This window comes from Shewanella sp. T24-MNA-CIBAN-0130, assembly GCF_040310185.1.
Taxonomy (GTDB): Bacteria; Pseudomonadota; Gammaproteobacteria; order Enterobacterales; family Shewanellaceae; genus Shewanella; species Shewanella psychromarinicola.
This window is the reverse complement of record NZ_JBEOPP010000029.1, coordinates 1-15662: the sequence shown is the minus strand read 5'-3', so window position 1 is coordinate 15662 and position 15662 is coordinate 1. Positions and strand designations below refer to the sequence as shown.

Below are 15662 nucleotides of genomic sequence, written 5' to 3'. Positions count from 1 at the left end.
AACTTTAAGGAATAAAAATCATGGGATTACCAGTAACAGTTTATCGTTGGGATGATGTAGGCGCACCACAAATGAGTGCTAGTCCAACGCCAAGTGAGGTTATAGCTGTACTAAAAGCATGTTTGGTTAACGGATATGGTACAAAAGCACCATTAGGTTGGTCGATTGCTTTTGAAGATGTTGCGACCAGTAAAATAGCCTTTAGAAACTCAACCACTGAGGGTAGTGGGGGGTTTGTTCAGTATTGGTCAGAAAACGGAACTAACAACCCAAATACTCAAGTCCATCTTAGAACTGGTTCAGCTATGTCAGCACTAGATGTGTTCAGTCACCCTAGTAACCTATTCAATCATTATAACTTATCTTCAGCTAGTGAGTGGGTGATTGTGGGTACATCAATTTCATATTGTGCTATACCACGATATGACGGTCATAATTTAAATTATCTATCACCGTCATATAATGAGGTTAGCTACATCATAGGCGATTTAGATAGTAATTATATCAATGATATAACTAGATTTAACATTTTTGCTAATAATACACGCACTGACATAACTGCTGCAAACTATTCACACTCTTTGGCATATCAGGGAGTCAATGCGTGTTCCTCTATGTATGGCGTTGATGGTAATACTAAACAAAACTCACACGTAATAGATTACGGAATATCGGTAGGTCTTACAAATTCAAATGACACACTCGAATTAACAGGTGTAATACCAGTATTAATACCCGTAGTCGTGAGAACTACGTCACCAGCCCTCACCGATATAGACGGTATAAAATGTAGTCTTAGTAATAAAAATCCTTTCATTAGGGGTACTATAGCGGGATTATACAATATCTGTTTTTGTGGTTACGGTGATGAACAATGGCCTACTATCAAAAATTGGAATGGTCAAGATTATATGTTATTACGCGGGTATTTTAATTCCACTTGGATTAATATTACGGAGTGGTACTGATGGTCAAATTATTGCTGATTAAAGTTGACTCAACTGTACCTAGACCAATGGGGTTGATTACTGTGGATATGGATATAGCCGCTGAAAGAATTATGATACTTAATCGTAGTACAGGTCAGAGTTTACTTCACACCATTAGACCCCCGTCAGGTATAAGTAAAACACTAGTACCTCTGTCATACACTACATCAAACAAACTTTTAGTTGGTATACTTGATGATGGTGGTGTGTATGATGCTAAATTTAAAGACGGTATAATGGCTGAGTTAGTTGATGCTAATACTGTAAATATGAGTCAGTAATATGCGATTTGATAAACTTTGGCTTAACAGAGCATCACCTATTGATCTCAAGTTTATAGATACTGGTTTAGTTTTAAAGTTTGATAAACTTTGGCTTAACAGAACATCACCTATTGACCTCAAGTTTATAGATACTGGTTTAGTTTTAAGGTTTGATGCGCCGTGGATTAACAGTACATCACCAATAAGACTTAGATTTGGTGGTGATGTAGAACCACCATTACCTATTGATAACTCTATTGGTATTGAGTGTGGTATTCGTTGGAGTCAGGTAAAAGATATCGAGCGCAAACTGGTATTAACTGAACATGCAGAAAAAATCGCTATTGCCGTTGATTTTGTTTGGTCTACACCTGATGTTATTGAACAAAGCCGCCAATTGCATTGGATGTCGTTCAATGGATTAGAGATTAATTACAGCCCATTTTGGGCGCTAAAAACCAAAGTTAGCAACAACATCACGGTAAAATGGTCACAGCCTTATATTCATCAAATGAACACTATGATCGTATGGCAAGCACCTAACGAGCATCAGTTAAACAACATTATCCCTTGGTTGAATATGCCGGCGTTACAACTGCTTTCGAGTGTTGTATGGCAAGATGGTAACCAACATAATATTGAGCATGTATTTCGTTACAGCGGCCTCGTCTGTGATGCACAGTATCAAACAGGGTGGGGGCCACATGCCCCGCGCTGGATTTGTTCAACCGATTATCGACCACCTCAGGCGGGATTAATCACTATCCGTTTTGATGAGTCATTGACTCAAAAAGAGAGTCAAATAGTGATCCGTTTTACGCCATCATCAGAGTATTGTTATTTTGACGATGGCGGCGGGCTAATCGATGCCAACCCAAGCCTACCCAGCCTTGACTTTGAAACCCCCATTGAACCACAACTGCGCAGGTATTATTTAATGCAGCCAACTATTACGTGTGTGCGTGTGTCTGATGACGTACCGATTGTGATCAGTAATATTAATATCAGCCGCAGCCGTGGCCAATGGGCCAGTTCAGTGAGTATTGATTTTTCAAGCCGCATCGATGCCAGCCGCGCTGAAAACCAATTACTCAAAATCGGCATTAACGGTTATGAGTTTTATTGCTTGGTTGAACAGTTAAGTGTCAGTAAAGTGTTTGGCAATGAAACATACCGTGGCACGGGCCGCAGCCGCAGCGCCGAACTAGCTACGCCATACGTATTGCCGATAAGTTATACCAATGCAACATCACGCAGCTTTGCGGGTTTACTCACTGACATGCTGCAATTTACTGGTTGGACAATTGCCCTTAATGGCATCGTTGATTTTAACGTACCTGCAGGCGCGTTTAGCGTTGGCAATAAATCACCCATCGATGCAGTGCAAGAAGCCGTTGCCCAATTGGGTTGCATGCTGCTATCGAATGATGAAACCAAAGCATTAACCGTGGTCCCACGTTGGCCAACCGTGCCGTGGTTAATGGATGGTGTAACACCAGACTTAACCGTGCACGATGCGGTGATCACCAGTTACAGCGAGTCAAAAGAAATCGGTACCGAGTGCAATGTGGTTTGGCTTCGTGGTGAGCAGCAGGGCATTAGCGCAAAAGTAAAACGCGCTGGTACTGCAGGTAATATCGCCACCGATGACATCAGCGCTCAGCTAATTGTTGATAATCAAGCCGCCAGAATAGCCGGTACCAATGCACTGGCCGACACGGGCAACAAGCTTAATATCAATATGAGCTTACCGATTATGGCTGACTTACCGCCAGTAACACCTGGTATGTTGATTGGCGTTCGTGAGGGAGCAGAAGTGTATAAAGGAATATGTGACTCGGCATCAATATCGGCATCTATCAGCGATAATGGCGACATTGATATTAGCCAATCGATTACCGTGATCCGCCACGTAGCGTAAGTGAATTGATAATCTAAGGACCGGCAATGTTAAAGCAGTTACAACAATCATTAGCCCAACCACGGTTAATAATGACCATTAATACAGTAAACACTGACGGAACTGTCACCGCTAGCACCGCCAGCAACCATACTCAGCGAGTCATAGGCTCTGGCAGTATTGGCGATCACATCTACGTACAAGACGGCAGGGTGCTAGGGACAGCACCCGATTTGCCGTTTGTAGAGATAGAGGTTTAGAGTTAGCTATTTGATTGAATATGCCTTTGGTGTGTTTTCATAAACACCTAAGGGTTCAAAGTCGATACGTTGCCACCGGCCATCAAAATTTTATAGCTAGATGCTATTCAACAAATTGATTATTCAACGAATAAAGCCGTAGAATAAATCAAAGTCCATCTATTAAAATCAATAACCTACAACCTCAAAGCGAGCCTGTTTATTTCTACAATTTTAAGTAATGTAATTGATTCTATTATTATTAACACATCACTCCAAAACCGATGGTTGCGAGTTCGAGTCTTGCCACCCCTGCCAAATTTAGAAGGCCTAGCAGAAATGCTAGGCCTTTGTCGTTTCTAATATACCCGTTTTCTAAACCTCTTTTCCCATTCCACTCGTATTATCCCGACCACACCGTTTAGAGTCATTCCAATATAATCTTTCTCCTATGTGGATCTAAAGTGCCATTGCAGTTTGCAGTAAAATTCAGCAAGTTATGATTATGACAAATTTGGAAACTGCTGAAATGAGAAATAAAAAATATGGTCTAACTATGCAGCTTCTTGCCCTGTGTTGGACCTTTTGGATGCTACCTGTTCAAGCCGCTGAGATGCCCTATGTCCCGCTAACAAGTTTTGGAGATAACCCAGGAGCCCTAACAAGCTTTTATCTCCCGGTTAGTGAAAACTTAAATGTTCCGCGTACTGGTAATGCTTCTTTGATTGTCTTACTTCATGGCTGTATTCAAGATGGCGTGGAACTGGCTAATAAAAGTGGATTGACCTCTTTAGCATTGGAAAATAATTTTGCGGTTTTAGTTCCACAACAAAGTTATCAAAATAATGTGAAACGTTGTTTTAACTGGTTTGCGAGTCAAGATACACAGCTTGATAGTGGCGAAATGCTGTCAATAAAAAATATGATTCTGGCTACTCAAGAGAAATTAGGTACAAAGCACGTATATGTGATCGGACTGTCTGCTGGCGGCGCTATGGCTAGTGCGGCACTCGTCAATTATCCAGACTTATTTCAAGGCGGCGCTGTTATTGCTGGGTTGCCATATCCTTGTGCCGATAATCTTATCAAAGCGATATCTTGTATGAAAAAAGGTCCGTCACAATCGGTTGAGGAATTAGCTCAATTTGCTAAAACAATACATCCTCTGCAAACTCGCTGGCCTTCATTAAGCATTTGGACTGGAGACAGGGACAATGTCGTCAACGCTAATAATGCGCAAATGTTAGCTTTTCAGTGGCAAATATTGACTCAATCTGACACTAACCCAACTGTCACAAATGAATCTGGCTACAGTATTTCTCGGTGGGAAAATGCTCAAAATAAGGCGTTAATAGAACTTATCACCATCAAAGATTTCGGACACGGAATTGCTGTCAATCCAGATATTAAACATGGTGGAGAAGAGAGTGACTTTCTACTCAGAGCGCCAATAAGTAGCGTTACTGAGATCATTAAGCTTTGGGGAGTTTAATTAAGGTATCTTGATAACTTTATGTTTTTAATATGTATTAGCTTAATATTTTTAGAATTTATAGACCAAAACACATACTACTATAGTACCGATTCAATGCTGTTGAAAATGCTATACAGTCAATATGTGAACAGTTAGTAGTAAACCAACACGAGTAGTAAACAAAACCATTAATAATAAATATTACCACGGGGATCTGTATGAAACAGAATACTATTAAAATGAGTTGTATTGCGTTAGCCATTTCGTCGGTATTAACTGCACAGTATGCCGTTGCTGCTGATGAAGAAAATAACAGCGGCGACAAGCAAGCTGTTTTAGAGCGCATTGAAGTGACTGCTCGTAAAACGGTTGAAAGTTTACAAAATGTTCCTGTTGCAGTGACCTCTGTCAGTGAAAGAGAACTGGCAGAAAACGGCATCAGCGTAATGACTGAAATTCAGCAGTTTTCTCCCAATACCACATTACAATCTAGCCGAGGCACTAATTCTACGCTTACCGCTTTTATTCGTGGCGTAGGTCAAGAAGATCCACTTTGGGGCTATGAGCCTGGTGTCGGTATATACATTGATGATATCTATATTGCTCGTCCGCAAGGTGCAGTGCTAGACATTCTTGATGTGGAGCGTATTGAGGTGCTTCGTGGGCCACAAGGCACGTTATACGGCAAAAACACTATCGGTGGTGCAATTAAATACGTCACAAAGAAAATGACCGGTGACGGAGAATTGAGCCTTAAAGGTACTGCAGGTAGCTTTGGTCAAAAGGATGTTAAAGTCGCAGGACAATTCCCCATTGTTGATGACAAGCTCTATGTTGGTTTCGCCTTTGCCAGCTTAAATCGAGATGGTTTTGGTGAATTTAAAACCTCAGCATTAGAGGGCCAAGATACTGAAAACTATAACAAGGACGTCATAGCGGGTCGCTTAAGCGTTGAATATACGCCTACCGATGACCTGTTTATGCGCTTTACCTATGATAAAACCCAAGATGAATCAAATTCAAAAGGTGGTTATCGCCTGCTGCCTAGTTTATTAACCGATGCCCCAGTGCCTGACAGTAAATATGACTCTTATACCAGTTTACCTACCTGGAATAAGGTGGAAACAGAAGGCTGGGGAGCAACCATTGAGTATAACCTCAATGAGAATTGGAGCGTAAAGTCAGTCACAGCCAAACGTGAAGGTTATTCGCCAACAAACATCGATTTTGATAATACCAGCCTACGTATTTTTGACGTCCCCGCCATTTATGAAGATGAGCAGTTTAGCCAAGAGTTCCAAGCAAACTATGTTGGTGACAATCTCAATGTCGTCTCAGGAATTTACTATTTTGACGGTGATTCTTGTGGTGTTTTCGATGCTATTTTAGAAGAAGCCTTTAAAGCGTTTGGAGGGTTAACGCGTGAAGTGAGTGGTTGTAACAATAGTGAAAGCTATGCCGCTTATGTGCAAGGCTCATATGATTTCACTGAACAATTATCAATGACATTAGGTGGCCGTTATACCCGTGAGACTAAAGAAGCCACGGTTTATAACGGGGTGATATTCGACAGCATTTATCCTCAAACTGGTTGGTATCCAGGGTTTGTGCGCGATGAAGCGTTAATTGAATCTCAAATACCTAAAGTGCTTGATGACGAAGAAACATGGTCTAAATTCAACCCACGTGTGGGTCTGGAATATCAAGTTAACGATGACATGATGCTGTTTACCAGTTACTCACAAGGATTCAAGTCGGGCACCTTCAACCCTAGGGCAACCGGAGCTGAACCTGCTGTAGACCCTGAAACGGTCGATTCCTATGAAATTGGTATCAAGAGTGAGTGGAATGATAATCTTCGTGTTAATGCAACCGTATTTTATCTCAACCATAAAGACAGACAATTTGTGACTGTATTACCCGGTGATGATGCTTCAGACCTCAATCAGCGTTTAGGCAACATTGGTAAGTCTACAGCCAGTGGACTAGAGCTTGAAGTTGAATATGCTGCAACAGATTCACTTAATTTATTCGCAAATCTTGGCTTAATTGACGCCACGTTTGATGAAGTGATTTCTTATGATGAATTTGGTACTAAAATTGATATAAGTGATACTTACACTATTACCAACACCCCAGATACCACAGCAAACCTTGGTTTTAGTTATAGTATTGAAGCCGGCGTGGGTAGTTTTATCATTAATGGTAATTACTATTACCGCAGTGACTATGACTTAGCGGTCGTGGATAACCTATTGAGCCAAGATGGATACGGATTGCTGAATTTTGGGGTGAATTGGTATAGCAATGACGGCCATTGGAATGCCGGTCTGCATTGGAAAAACGTCACTGATGAAGAGTATTTGGTTGGTAACTACGCTTTTGTCACGCCAACCGGCAACGGAGACTTTACGCCAGGACTTGGCGGCGATAACACCTTAATTGGTTATTATGGCGATCCGGAGACGATTTCGTTAACGGTTGGCTATATGTTCTAAGCGTTAATGAGTCAATTGCCTATTAAAGAATAGCCGGCTCACTATAGAACCGGTTATTCTTTTTATAGATGATGAAGTCTGCGTGTGTTGGACGATCAATAAATAATAATCAATAATCAATAATCAATAAATAATAAACAACACCAGCGCAATTTTTTAGGAGCCGACGATGTCTCAGATAAAAGTGGCAATTGCAGATGATCACCCGCTATTTCGTGCCGCTTTAACCCAAGCTGTACTTAAAAATTTCAATGATGCTGAAGTGTTAGAGGCTGAAAATTTTCCAGAGTTAATCTCCATCGTGGAGCAACATTCAGATATAGAGATTATCTTTATTGATTTGCATATGCCTGGAAACGATGGTTTTACAGGATTAACCTTATTACAAAATCACTTCCCAGATATTGTCGTTATTATGGTGTCTTCTGACGATCAACCCGAAATTATTCGCAAGGCGATCAATTTTGGCGCCAGTGCATTTATTCCTAAATCTGCTAATTTAACCCAAATATCGACCGCCATTGAAACCGTGCTTGAAGGGGGGATTTGGTTACCCGAACACACTAATATCAGCGCCGATCAACATACAGCCGCTGAGCATCAACGTCTGGCAAAACAATTAGCTCAGTTGACCCCCCAGCAATACACAGTGCTAGCCAATATTGCAAATGGCCGCTTAAATAAGCAAATTGCCTACGACTTAAACATTAAAGAAACCACCGTTAAAAAGCATGTTTCAGCTATTTTGCTAAAGCTTGAAGTGTACAATCGCACTCAGGCAGGGCTGGTGTTTCAACAATTAATGATCACTTCAACTGAAAATCGGCAGATAAATGCTTAATATTCTGATTTAGATTGAAAACCGTTAAATAAAATGCCGCAACGTGAGGCCTTTTTGTCTAAGCGATGTCTACAACAAGCAGCGTCTAAAAATGTACTCGTTATTATGGTGTCAGTTGTTTAATGATCCGTTTCAAGGCAATTGCCTTGAGCGGTTTACGTACAAAACTAAATTGAGCACTGCTCGTATGTTGTCGAACCGTTTCTGAGGGATCTGCGGAGCAAATAACACATGTGGTTTGCTTATTGGTCATTTCACTGTGGTTCGCCAATAAATATTGTACTAAATCGACACCATTTTTATCATCTTCTAAATGGTAGTCTGCAATGATTAATCTTGGTTGTGGATTATCCGCCAGTTGCTGTATTGCGCTAGATTGATCTTTGGCTGTAATCACATGACATCCCCAACCACTCAATAATGACGAGATTGCCTTTAGCATGAGATCATCATTGTCGATAACGAGCACAATAATATTAAAGCTGTCGCTATTGATCTCATCTTCGACGGGGATGTTTAGTAAATTAACAGACTTTTTTTGTTGTGAGACACGGGGTATTTCAACACTGAAGCAAGTTCCTTTACCGACTTCAGAATGCAGTGATATTTTAATATCCAATAAGTTTGCTATACGATCGCATATCGCCAAGCCCAGACCTAAACCTGGAATTTCACGTGTGAGTTCTAAGCGTTCAAACTCGCAAAAAATTGCCTGTCGTTTATCAACAGGAATTCCAGGTCCATTGTCCCAAACTTGTATTAACAAAGCGTTCTCAAGTCGCCTGACACCTAATAAAACCTTAGGGACAAAATCGGCGTTCTCAATGGCCTCTTTTGCCTTATTGCCTGACTTAGTATCTTGAAGCGCTGGTTGGTGCTTGGTGTTACCTGAAGGGGAATAATGAAACGCATTAGACAAAAAGTTTTGAATAATTCGGCGTAATAGCCTTTGATCGCTGTGGACGAAACAGGAAGAGACCTGGTAATTAAAATCAATGCCTTGTTGAACCGATAACGCCTTAAATTCATTGACCAATGTTGAGAGTATATCATCAATTGCAAATTGACTTTTTTCGGTTTTTAACGAGTTACTGTCTAAGCGAGATATTTCAACAAGGTCTGATAGCAAACTTTCTACTACGTTTAATGAGTCTTCGATATGAGTGGCTAAATCCTGAAGTTCGGTTGATTTGACTCTTTGCTTCAGCATCTCAGTAAATAATGTTAACGCATTAAAGGGTTGCATTAAATCATGACTTGCAGCGGCCAAAAATCGTGTTTTACTGCTATTGGCCGCTTCTGCTTCTGCTTTTGCTTTTTCAAGTTCTTTGGTGCGGCTTTCTACCCGTTTTTCGAGTGTATCATTAGCAAGTTGTAAGGCTTTTTCTGCTTCAATATGGGCAGTAATATCAGAAAACGTACTGACAAACCCACCGCCGGGCATTGCTTGGCCGCGAATTTCTAGCACTTTTCCGTCAAGCATGATGCGTTGAAAATGATGTGGACTGCCACTGCGCATATGATCTAAGCGCTTTTCAACTAGCTCGTGGGCAGCGTCGCCGACAATGATCCCCCTGTCGATGTTAAATCTAATCAGTTGCTCAATGTGTAGTCCCGCTTTTACAAAATCTTTTGGGTAATCGAGCAGTTCAATATAGCGCTGATTCCAAGCGACTAAACGCATATCGGCGTCTACAACGCTAATGCCTTGCTCAATATTTTCAACGCCCGATTGCAGCAGTTCGCGGTTAAATTCAAAGATTTGGCTCGCTTCATCGACAATGCTAACCACATCTTCTAGTGGCACGTATTGGCTGCGAGAAGCAGCGCTCATCACCATTCTAGTCGATGCAGAACCGAGTACGCCTGATAGTTTTAGGCGAGTGTAATCAACAAGTTGTTGCTGCTGATCTTTACCGCTGAGCTTTTTGGATTCTGCTAGCAGGGTATCGGCTTCATCTTTATTAATAAAACGATTTAATAAACTGGCTAAATCATCTATAGATAAGTGACGTTCTGACTGAACTTGTTTTCTGTTAACAAATAAATCGGCTTGTAAAACCTCGCCAACGCTTTGCTCTTTAAACAGTGAAATGACCACAAAGCAGCCGATGTTAGCCGCTAAACTGTAAAATACACCGTGGCTGATATTGTCCAAATGGGTTAATCCAAACAATGCAGTTGGCGTTAACCAAGTTATATCAAATAAACCAAAGTTAACCCATAGTGCATCAGGAAATGTAACGGGCAAAAGTAGGGTATAAAGCCAGACAATACTTCCCATCATTAAACCAATGAATGCCCCTTGGGTTGTTGCATTTCGCCAATATAAGGCGCCTACAGCGGCTGGCGCAAATTGAGATAACAGCACAAATGATAGTAAGCCAATACTGGCTAAATGATTTTGCTGATTGATAAAACGTTCAAATGCAAAGGCCGATAGTAAGATTACGGCGATAGATATACGGCGTAAATTTAATAAGATTCCTGATAATTGCGGGGTTTGTTGAGAGTTAAATTTTGGTAGACGTAACAGTAATGGGGTTAAAATTTCTGTCGAAATCATGGTGCTAAGCACAATAGCTGCCACAATAACCATTGCAGTGGCTGCAGCCAGTCCACCGATGTAAACCAATATTCCCAACCAAGCTTGCTGATAAAATAGCGGTAACGTCAGTACATAAGTATCTGCACCCACGCTGCCACCGGGGAAGCTAAGTTGTCCGGCTAATGCGATAGGTAATACAAAAATATTGATCAGTAATAGATATAACGGCACCATCCAGCGAGCCGATTTAAGTTCGTTGTCATGATTATTTTCAATCATCATCATGTGAAACTCTTGCGGCAACGCATAGATAGTAATCGCGCCCAAAATAACCTGTGATACCACAAGATAAGTGGAGTCTGATTGGGTGGTTTCTTTGATGTTTTGACTTTGAGTTAGCAAGTCGCCAAAACCATCGAAAACATAAAACGTGGCAAATATGCCCACGGCGGTAAGGGCAAATAATTTCACGATAGAACTAAACGCGATGGCAAGTACTAAGCCTTGATTGTGCTTACTGGCGGAGAGTTGGCGTGTGCCGAATAAGATACTAAAGATAATTAATACAATAGTGACCACAAATGCCGTGCTAATCCCAGACTGAAACGTGCCAGTAAGTAGATCGAAACTGGTACTGATAGCTCTTAACTGCAATGCAATATAAGGAATGGTCCCAAGCAGTGACACAATGGCGACGCTGGCGGCAATTTTAGGCGAGCGGTCAAAGCGACAGGCAATAAAGTCGGCAATAGAGGTGAGGTTCTGGCTTTTGATTATTTGTAACGTCCGCATTAGCATTGGCCAAGCAAGTACTAAACAAATGATCGAACCTATGTAAATGGGAGCAAGCCATGCCCCTGTTGTGGCAGCTTGCCCGACAGTGCCATAAAATGCCCACGAAGTGCAGCATACACCTAAGGATAAGCTATAGACCCATGGCTTTTGGCTTAACTTTTTTATAGCGCGACTTTGCCCCCACTGTGCGACCACAAATAGCATCGCAAGATAAGCAATCGAAATTGAACTGATCAACCAAGTATCAATAGATAACCAAGCCTGCAAGATATTCCCCAATGATTTTTATTTTATATCCTTGCGAAACTACACTAGACATCCTGTTTGATAAAGATTTTTAATATCGCGGTGCACTAAGGTAGTACTTATTTATCCATACCCATCAGATAACATGATTAAACTACATTAGTGTCATTTAAGGTACACATTACGCCTATGAAAATAACCCATAGATATTTGGTAGAAGGCCTGGTTTTTACGAGTTATGTTCTCTTTGCCATGGCATGGGTAGGAGGCACTGCCAGCATGAACAGCATCATGGCATCGATGCAAATTGATAGCTTAGCTTCAGCAAGCTTTATCAGTGGTGCTGTCACTCTGGCTAAGATAGTGGGCACATTTGGCGCCGCTTATGTGGCGGTGAAGTGCGGGATAAAGTATGCATTTTTACTCGCGGCGCTATTAATTGTTATCGGAATAGTGACACCTTTTGCGACTAATTATGAATTACTTCTGGCCAGCCGTTTTCTAATGGGCTTAGGTGGGGCCTTCATGATTGTGTACTTCAACCCAATAGTGATGCTGTGGTTTTCGCCTGAAGATCGCCCGGTTATTAATGGTCTCAATGCGGTGGCATTTAACGTAGGTACTGCAATTATTTTATGGGGAATGACCAGTATTAACTCTCTCACTGGCAGTTGGCAAAACAGCTTGGTGTTGTTTTCTGCCGCTAGCTTGGTACTTGCAATGCTGTGGCTACTGGTTAAGTTTGAAACGCCATCGCCCGCTAACCATGTATCTGGTTCAGAGCCGGCAATATATGGTTATCTAGAAGGGTTAAAAGATAAATTTAATTGGGCTTATGCTTTTACCTATTCAGGACTGCTTTCTTTTTACATTTGTTTATTTACTTTCTATCCTCAAGCGGGAATAAGTCAAAGCAAATGGGTGATTGGTTTTGGTATTGTCGGCACTATTGCAGGAATGTTTTATAGTCGCAAAAACCCGTTACGCTTGCCTATTCTTCGCTGGAGTGGGTTGATTATTGTTATCACCGTTTTCGGTTTATCTTTTAGTCCCGAGTCTTGGTTGCAAACGTTATGTGCAATAGTGTTGGGCTTTTTTATCTTTTTCCCGGTGACTGCATTAGTGTCCATTCCTCACGAGCTCCCTAAGATGACAGGCCAAAAAATTACTGTGGTTTTTAGCCTATTTTGGTCAATCAGTTATCTTGTTTCTACTATCGTGTTGTGGGTATTTGGTAAGCTTGTTGATTTAAGCGATGGTAGCTATTTTAGCTCATTTGTGATGATCACCTTACTCAGTGGCACTGTGTTTGTAGGCAGTTATTTTCTACCAGAAACCGGAAAACCAAAGGAGTTAATATTATGCGAGGAATAGTATCCCCCAAACTCACTGATTTTCTAGCCTTAGCGAACAGTAATATCGCCTTGGCTAAGCAAAATAATGTGCAATTTACGCCGACAATATTACGTGAAAACTTAAACAAACTTGGCGCGTTAATGAGTGACTCGCCATCGGTGAGCTATATTGCCGACGAAGCGCTTACGTTAACCGATCGTACCATTCCGGTTAGAGTTTATAGTCCTGCACCAGAGCTGCCTTTGCCTGTGTTAGTGCATTTTCATGGTGGTGGCCATATGTGTGGCAGTGTGGCGCTGTACGATCCTATTTGCCGTCACCTTGCCAGTATTGCGCAGTGCGTGGTGATATCTGTCGAGTATCGACTTGCACCTGAATATCCTTATCCTGCTGGGGTTGAAGATTGTGAATATGCATTAATACATTACGCGCAGTTACTCAATGATGTTAACCATCAAGACTCAGTCACCATTATTGGTGACAGTGCGGGTGGTGCTATTTGCACCAGTTTAAGCATGAAAAGCTTAACCGATAAACGGATTCATATAGACCAACAAATTCTGATTTACCCCAGTGTCGATTACACATTAACTAGCCCATCACTTGATAGTAATGGCTGTGGATTTTTACTCGAGACTAGCCGCATCAAATGGTATTTTGAGCAGTATTTCAAGCAGTCCGATCAACGCTCTGATCAAATCAAACAGGCTTCACCTTTACTTGGCACCATTAACGCTAACTTACCTAAGACACTCATTTTTACTGCAGGTTGTGATCCGCTCAGAGATGAGGGCATAGCCTATGCGAAGGCTCTGAGCGCGGCAGGTGTGGATGTTGAGCATTATTCGTTTGACGGCATGATCCATGCCTATATGTTACTGCACGATTTGGTTAAACAAGAGTGCATGACAACCTATCAGCGCATCGCTGAGTTTATGGCCAAGGCCTAACTCATATTTTAAGCAACACTATCATCTTGGCTAGTACATCGATTGGCAAGGTCTGTGTCTCGGCAAATAAAACAACCCGTATTCGCACACAGCGAATACGGGTTGAATTTTTTGCTAAATACTAACGTTTAAACATAAGGTTAGCTAAGCTTATTGTGCCGTCCAAGCGCCGTCCATCGGAAGTGCTGAACCTGTAATGCCTCTTGCTGCATTGCCACAAAGGAATAACACGAACTCACCTATTTCTCTGGGGATTAACATTTCTGGTAATGGCTGCTTGGAGGTCACCAGCTGGTATTTTGCATCTTCATAACTCAAGCTTTTATCCGTTGCGATGGTGTCAATTTGCTTACTGATAAGCGGCGTATCAACCCATCCAGGACAAATTGCGTTAACGGTAATACCTTGCTCTGCACATTCAATCGCGACCACTTTTGTTAATCCAATAATCCCATGCTTTGCTGCGCAATAGGCCACTTTATTCGCTGAGGCGACTAAACCATGGACTGAGGCAATATTGATGATCCGTCCCCACTTTTTTTTAGCCATTAAAGGCACGACTTTTTGAATGGTATGAAAAGCGGAGGATAAGTTAATCGCGATGATGTCATTCCATTTTTCTATCGGAAAATTAGTGACATCTTGTGTATGTTGAATTCCAGCATTGTTGACCAAAATATCGATACTCCCTAAGGCATTAACCGCATTATTGATAAACTCATGTATGCAGTTAGCATCTCTTAAGTCCGCATTGCTAAAAAAAGTGTTTATTTGGTACTGAGCTGCAAATTCAGAGGCTAAAGAGAGTCCATCATCTTGGTCCATCAGCCCATGTAACACGATATGACAACCCTGCTCTGCAAGCACGTGGGCAGTCGCCAGACCAATACCGCTAGTTGAGCCAGTAATAAGCGCCACTTTCCCTTTTAGTCCTGTTTGTAACGTCGACATAGTATCCGTTCCTCAATTCTATAGCGGCAATGACAGCATATGTGATCACCCACAGTTAATGTTTCATAGCGAAATTGTATTCACTACAATCCGGTTTAGTACTCTCAGGTTTAGTACTTTCAGGTTTAGTACTTTCAGATTTAGTACCTCAGAGTAAAGCAATTACAGGACTATTTATTTGGCACCTTAGTACCATAGGAACGGTTACATTTTTCGGTAATTGTTATTAATCTCAGATCGGGATAATAAAAGGGTCATCAAACAGTCTTTTATCCCGCTAACTGTGTTGCATTAACTTGCAATAGGCTTGTTATTGACACGCCAATGCGCCTTGCTAGTAAAACAAATAACAAGTTTGATATGGAATAGGTCAACTATTTTGATTTTGGCTTACTTATCAGACCGCTTAACCAACCTTGTGGTTAATTAGTACGATTTGCTGGTTAATCTTCAAAATAGAGCGCTTTATGTGTGGATTTAATAAGGTCGTTGACAGCTACGCCGCAGCATTAGCAGTACGTTAAGTTGGTATAACCGTAAGCGGTCAATTAAGCGGTGGAGCCCGATATCATCAAGCTTTTAGATCGGCATGCCAAGGTAATAAATCACTTA

Annotated in this window: 11 protein-coding genes; 9 read left to right on the top strand and 2 right to left on the bottom strand. The window is 41.4% G+C overall.

What is annotated here, in order from left to right:
* The first annotated feature begins 20 nt into the window (after positions 1 to 20).
* The 7 genes from AAEZ02_RS12645 to AAEZ02_RS12615 all read left to right on the top strand — a co-directional run bounded on the left by AAEZ02_RS12645 (position 21) and on the right by AAEZ02_RS12615 (position 8204).
* Positions 21 to 968 carry a hypothetical protein gene (locus AAEZ02_RS12645; protein ID WP_351123324.1) on the top strand — a complete coding sequence of 316 codons (948 nt, stop codon included), beginning with the start codon at positions 21 to 23 and terminating at the stop codon, positions 966 to 968.
* On the top strand, positions 968 to 1270 hold the full coding sequence (locus AAEZ02_RS12640) for a hypothetical protein (RefSeq protein WP_351123321.1): 303 nt from the start codon (positions 968 to 970) through the stop codon (positions 1268 to 1270). The genes AAEZ02_RS12645 and AAEZ02_RS12640 overlap by 1 nt, the downstream gene beginning before the upstream one ends.
* A 1-nt stretch (position 1271) precedes the next feature.
* Positions 1272 to 3173, top strand: coding sequence for a hypothetical protein (locus AAEZ02_RS12635; RefSeq protein ID WP_351123318.1), 1902 nt, complete (start codon positions 1272 to 1274; stop codon positions 3171 to 3173).
* Between the two features lie 26 nt (positions 3174 to 3199).
* Positions 3200 to 3412 (top strand): hypothetical protein, encoded by a 213-nt coding sequence (locus AAEZ02_RS12630; RefSeq protein WP_351123315.1) that lies wholly within the window; start codon positions 3200 to 3202, stop codon positions 3410 to 3412.
* A gap of 484 nt (positions 3413 to 3896) precedes the next feature.
* Positions 3897 to 4883, top strand: a complete 987-nt coding sequence (locus AAEZ02_RS12625) for an extracellular catalytic domain type 1 short-chain-length polyhydroxyalkanoate depolymerase (protein ID WP_351079010.1) — start codon at positions 3897 to 3899, stop codon at positions 4881 to 4883.
* Positions 4884 to 5083: 200 nt separating this feature from the next.
* A complete protein-coding gene (locus tag AAEZ02_RS12620) occupies positions 5084 to 7363 on the top strand; it encodes a TonB-dependent receptor (RefSeq protein WP_124693469.1) in 2280 nt (759 codons plus the stop codon).
* A 169-nt stretch (positions 7364 to 7532) separates the two neighbouring features.
* The gene (locus tag AAEZ02_RS12615) at positions 7533 to 8204 is read left to right on the top strand and encodes a response regulator transcription factor (RefSeq protein WP_101034322.1); all 672 of its coding nucleotides are present in this window, start codon (positions 7533 to 7535) and stop codon (positions 8202 to 8204) included.
* Between the two features lie 103 nt (positions 8205 to 8307).
* On the opposite strand, the gene AAEZ02_RS12610 is transcribed toward AAEZ02_RS12615, so the two are convergent.
* Positions 8308 to 11814 (bottom strand): hybrid sensor histidine kinase/response regulator, encoded by a 3507-nt coding sequence (locus tag AAEZ02_RS12610; RefSeq protein ID WP_351079006.1) that lies wholly within the window; start codon positions 11812 to 11814, stop codon positions 8308 to 8310.
* A 168-nt stretch (positions 11815 to 11982) separates the two neighbouring features.
* Between AAEZ02_RS12610 and AAEZ02_RS12605 the strand changes: the two genes are divergently transcribed.
* Both AAEZ02_RS12605 and AAEZ02_RS12600 read left to right on the top strand, forming a co-directional pair.
* Positions 11983 to 13167, top strand: a complete 1185-nt coding sequence (locus tag AAEZ02_RS12605; RefSeq protein ID WP_124012384.1) for an MFS transporter — start codon at positions 11983 to 11985, stop codon at positions 13165 to 13167.
* On the top strand, positions 13155 to 14099 hold the full coding sequence (locus tag AAEZ02_RS12600) for an alpha/beta hydrolase (protein WP_124012383.1): 945 nt from the start codon (positions 13155 to 13157) through the stop codon (positions 14097 to 14099). The genes AAEZ02_RS12605 and AAEZ02_RS12600 overlap by 13 nt, the downstream gene beginning before the upstream one ends.
* A 150-nt stretch (positions 14100 to 14249) precedes the next feature.
* Here AAEZ02_RS12600 and AAEZ02_RS12595 read toward each other — a convergent pair whose 3' ends face one another.
* A complete protein-coding gene (locus AAEZ02_RS12595) occupies positions 14250 to 15050 on the bottom strand; it encodes a 3-hydroxybutyrate dehydrogenase (protein WP_124012382.1) in 801 nt (266 codons plus the stop codon).
* Positions 15051 to 15662 lie beyond the last annotated feature (612 nt).

Coding starts and splice junctions, on each gene's coding strand:
- AAEZ02_RS12600 (WP_124012383.1), top strand. CDS start 13,155: ATGCGAGGAATAGTATCCCCCAAACTCACTGATTTTCTAGCCTTAGCG.
- AAEZ02_RS12625 (WP_351079010.1), top strand. CDS start 3,897: ATGACAAATTTGGAAACTGCTGAAATGAGAAATAAAAAATATGGTCTA.
- AAEZ02_RS12595 (WP_124012382.1), bottom strand. CDS start 15,050: ATGTCGACGTTACAAACAGGACTAAAAGGGAAAGTGGCGCTTATTACT.
- AAEZ02_RS12635 (WP_351123318.1), top strand. CDS start 1,272: ATGCGATTTGATAAACTTTGGCTTAACAGAGCATCACCTATTGATCTC.
- AAEZ02_RS12645 (WP_351123324.1), top strand. CDS start 21: ATGGGATTACCAGTAACAGTTTATCGTTGGGATGATGTAGGCGCACCA.
- AAEZ02_RS12605 (WP_124012384.1), top strand. CDS start 11,983: ATGAAAATAACCCATAGATATTTGGTAGAAGGCCTGGTTTTTACGAGT.
- AAEZ02_RS12615 (WP_101034322.1), top strand. CDS start 7,533: ATGTCTCAGATAAAAGTGGCAATTGCAGATGATCACCCGCTATTTCGT.
- AAEZ02_RS12620 (WP_124693469.1), top strand. CDS start 5,084: ATGAAACAGAATACTATTAAAATGAGTTGTATTGCGTTAGCCATTTCG.
- AAEZ02_RS12630 (WP_351123315.1), top strand. CDS start 3,200: ATGTTAAAGCAGTTACAACAATCATTAGCCCAACCACGGTTAATAATG.
- AAEZ02_RS12640 (WP_351123321.1), top strand. CDS start 968: ATGGTCAAATTATTGCTGATTAAAGTTGACTCAACTGTACCTAGACCA.